The sequence below is a fragment of the Acidimicrobiia bacterium genome (assembly GCA_040289475.1).
GTDB lineage: Bacteria > Actinomycetota > Acidimicrobiia > ATN3 > PSLF01 > PSLF01.
This window is the reverse complement of the sequence record PSLF01000001.1, coordinates 127,490-131,184: the sequence shown is the minus strand read 5'-3', so window position 1 is coordinate 131,184 and position 3,695 is coordinate 127,490. Positions and strand designations below refer to the sequence as shown.

Genomic DNA, 3,695 nt, shown 5'->3' with positions numbered 1-3,695 from the left:
ACGAACCTAGTTTTCTCGCACTTCTTATATGCCACGAAACCAGTGTGAGTCGCTAGTACGAGAACTTTGGAATTTATGGTGAAGGAAGTGTGGAATTTTTCTTCGAAACTGTGAAAAAGCTGTTAGAAAAGCTTAGTAGCAGGGGTTTTCTTTTCTCCGGTTCTGTGGAAAGCGCATTTAGATGCAGTGTTGTCGGTCACTCCCTTGTGACCCTATGCCGATGAAGAGCGACGTGATAGATGGGGAGTTTTCCGATTCCGGTTCAGACTTTTTGTAGATATCTCGCTTGTCAGGCCACTTTTATAAAGCTACCCGCCTGATAAGGCGCGAAAGGTCGGGCTCGCAGAATTCCGTGGTTTCATAGCGAGAGACGACAAACCCAGTATCAAAGTACCTTGGTTGAAGTCCGGCCTTTTTCCACAGCACGTCGAGAAAGTCTTCAACGGAATCGATTTTTTCCCATACAGCTGGAAGCAAAGTTGCCCGTCGCCCCTTGTACTCCACGATCAGACCGTCCACTCCAGGCCTCACAGCTGCAACCACGTCGTCAAAGCTGGAGGCCTCGATACCTACAGCCTCAGAGAGCACCGATATCTTAAGGGAAGTACCGTCCAGTGGGACCGCGGTGAGCCCAGGTGTCCTCGGGTCTGCAAATGCTGCCAGCAGCGCATTGCGAGCGGCATCTACGACGAGGGGTAGTTCTCGCTTGATCGAGCCGATGCAACCAACGAGGCTCCCCTTGTGCTCGTAGGTGACGAAAGAAGCGCCAGGTAGGGACAGAGGGCTGTCAAATGCCGACGGATCGGGATAGACGATCTCGTTGTCGAATAGAACTGCTGCCAGCGTCTTGGCAGCCGAGAGCAGAAGAAGATGTCCGCGGCGCTCGTCCAATTCAGGGTTTTGTACAGCGGCGTCAGCCACTTTAACCAAGAGCCTGGATCATCTGGAGCCCGTGTCCGGCCCGCAGACGGCCATCCGCACCGGTACTCGCTTTGGTCCCCACCTCCCGGGAGACTCGGCAAAAACACCGGCGCACGCGGTCCCGCAAGCCCGGCACCGCCCGGCGGCATCTAGGTTGTACTCGCCGAGCGCGTACCAGTTGCGCTCAATGAGAAGCTCGCCGCAGGCGTGACAGTACGTGCTCTGCCCCTCCGCGTCGAAAACATTCCCTGTGTATGCGTACCTCACCCCGTTCTCGATTGCTATCTTCCTCGCGGCTTTGAGAGTCTCGGGGGGAGTTGGGGGTTTGTCCATCATCTTGAAGTCGGGGTGGAAAGCCGTGAAGTGCATGGGCACGTCGGGACCGAGATTCTCCACGACCCATGATGTCATCTTGTCAATCTCTTCGGGAGAGTCGTTCTCACCGGGAATTAGGAGATTTGTGATCTCGAACCAGACGTTGGTCTCTTTTTTGAGGTATACCAAAGTGTCCAGGACCGCCTCGAGATGTCCGCCGCAGATGTGGCGGTAGAACTCTTGCGTGAAGGCCTTGAGGTCGACGTTGGCCGCGTCCATATATTGAAAGAAACGAACACGAGGTTCCGGGCAGATATATCCCGCTGTAACGGCAACCGCTTTGATGCCTCGCTCGTGGCAAGCCTGTGCCACATCTATCGCGTACTCCATGAAGATCACGGGGTCGTTGTAGGTGAAAGCCACGCTTTTGCAGCCAAGCTCTACTGCAGCGGCAGCCAGGTCTTCCGGTGAGGCGGCATCTGCCAGCGTATCTATCTCTTTAGACTTCGAAATATCCCAGTTCTGACAAAACCTACAGGCGAGGTTACAGCCAGCGGTGCCAAAGGAGAGCACAGACGTTCCGGGATAGAAATGGTTAAGTGGTTTCTTTTCGATAGGGTCAATGCAAAATCCGCTGGATCGTCCATAAGTCGTGAGAACGATCTGGTTTCCCTGCCTAGCCCTCACAAAGCAAAGACCTCGCTGCCCCTCTCGCAGCTTGCAAGCTCTAGGGCAGAGGTCGCACTGGATCCGCCCGTCGTCGAGGACGTGCCAGTAATCGGTGGGAACCACCGGACCCTTTTCGAGGAGAGGAGTACTGCTCACAATCGTCGAATCCAATTCCCTTTTTTGGCGAATTCCCATTTCATAGTTTGTCAAAAGTTACAACGTAAATGTGGCCGTCTCTTATTCGCCGTAGCGATGGGTCCAAAGCATGCCTTGAGAGGCGATCGAATCGTCGAAGCGGTTAGCGCCCGTGCGCTAAGAAAGGTGGGTGGCAGCCTGGCTGTATACCTTCGAGTAGCAGGAAATAGAAGCTTTGTCTAGGGAAGAGTTTTCTGAAACCTCAGGGCTGAGCGGTACAAGACCCCCTGCGGTGGCGGGGATCTTTTATTCATCAGATCCCGAAGAGCTACGGGGTACCGTTCGCGTCCTGCTCGAGGATGCGCGACGTCGGAAAGAAGAGGAGCTCGCCACTGCGCGTTCGCAAAGGCGCCATCCTCTTGCGGTAATAGCCCCTCACGCTGGCTACATGTACTCTGGTCAAGTGGCCGCAACTGCCTATGCGTACTTGGAGTTGGCTGCGGGCCATATTGACAGCGTAGCCGTCATTGGCCCGTCTCACCGTGTTCCACTGAAAGGGCTCGCACTTTCATCGGCGAAGTTTTTCAAGATGCCTGGTTTCCGGCTGTCCGCGGACGAAGAAGCCATCGAGGAACTCCGCAGGAAAGGATTGGCAGAATTCGCGGATGCAGCTCACGCGGCAGAGCACAGTATCGAGGTCCACTTCCCGTTCATATGGGATGTGCTCGGTCCTGTCCGGGTAGTGGCCATAGCAGCGGGGGAGGCATCTGCTGAAGAGGTGGGATGTGCGGTAGAAACTCTCCTTCAAAACTCCCGCCGAGTCGTAGTCGTTAGCTCTGACCTTAGCCACTATCTCGACTACGAGTCAGCCGTAAGGGTCGATACTGCTACTATTCAAGCCATCCTTGACCTACGCTACGAGGCAATTGGATACGACCATGCCTGCGGTCGCACTGCGATAAGAGGGATTCTGTGGTGTGCTCGTCAAAACGGTATGAGACCCGAGGTGTTGGACCTTAGGAACTCAGGGGATACTGCTGGCCCAAGGGAATCGGTCGTCGGATATCCGGCTGTTGCCTTTTGGCCTAACTCGTAGTTGTGGCCTACTCTTCTCTCACAGAGACCGATATCTTGCAGACGACCTCAGGGTGAAGCTTGATTGTGACCTCGTAGTCCCCTACTTGCCTAATGGGCTCTGCTAGCTCTATATGCTTTCGGTCTACTTCCACCTGTTTCTCTGTGAACAGGGCCGAGGCAATGTCCGCCGGAGTAACGGACCCAAAGAGCTTCCCCCCTTTACCCACTCGTGCCGGGACTTTCAACACGAAGCCTTCAAGGGAGCTCCGAATCGACTCGGCTTGAGCTCTCGCTCGTGCCTCCGCCGCTTCCCTGGCTCGTTTCATGTCTTCTGCCTGCTTGATGGCTCCTTTGGTAGCACGAATTGCGAATCCGCGGGGAATTAAGTAGTTGCGAGCGTACCCATCCGCTACCGAAACAATAGAACCCTTGGTTCCTAGGCTTGCCACGTCCTGGGTGAGAACTATCTTCATGTCTGTCTCGTCCCTCTCGCCCGCATCTGCTCTGCTCTTGCAATGATCAAAACCAAGTCTTGAACTTTGCTCGTTGCGCGCATGAGCAGCGACACTCTCTTACCG

Annotated in this window: 4 protein-coding genes; 1 reads left to right on the top strand and 3 read right to left on the bottom strand. The window is 54.9% G+C overall.

What is annotated here, in order from left to right:
• Positions 1-300: 300 nt before the first annotated feature.
• Entirely contained in the window at positions 301-930 is a 630-nt protein-coding gene (gene amrA, locus C4318_00605) for an AmmeMemoRadiSam system protein A (GenBank protein ID MER3453649.1), read from the bottom strand.
• A 9-nt stretch (positions 931-939) separates the two neighbouring features.
• Positions 940-2,100 carry an AmmeMemoRadiSam system radical SAM enzyme gene (gene amrS / locus C4318_00600; GenBank protein MER3453648.1) on the bottom strand — a complete coding sequence of 387 codons (1,161 nt, stop codon included), beginning with the start codon at positions 2,098-2,100 and terminating at the stop codon, positions 940-942.
• A 208-nt stretch (positions 2,101-2,308) separates the two neighbouring features.
• Between amrS and amrB the strand changes: the two genes are divergently transcribed.
• Complete coding sequence (gene amrB, locus C4318_00595) at positions 2,309-3,136, top strand: AmmeMemoRadiSam system protein B (GenBank protein MER3453647.1); 828 nt, start codon at positions 2,309-2,311, stop codon at positions 3,134-3,136.
• A 7-nt stretch (positions 3,137-3,143) separates the two neighbouring features.
• On the opposite strand, the gene C4318_00590 is transcribed toward amrB, so the two are convergent.
• Complete coding sequence (locus tag C4318_00590) at positions 3,144-3,590, bottom strand: 50S ribosomal protein L9 (GenBank protein MER3453646.1); 447 nt, start codon at positions 3,588-3,590, stop codon at positions 3,144-3,146.
• Positions 3,591-3,695: the final 105 nt, after the last annotated feature.

What these genes read in the sequence shown, in the direction of transcription:
- amrS (MER3453648.1), bottom strand. Translation starts at nt 2,100, where the DNA reads ATGGGAATTCGCCAAAAAAGGGAATTGGATTCGACGATTGTGAGCAGT.
- C4318_00590 (MER3453646.1), bottom strand. Translation starts at nt 3,590, where the DNA reads ATGAAGATAGTTCTCACCCAGGACGTGGCAAGCCTAGGAACCAAGGGT.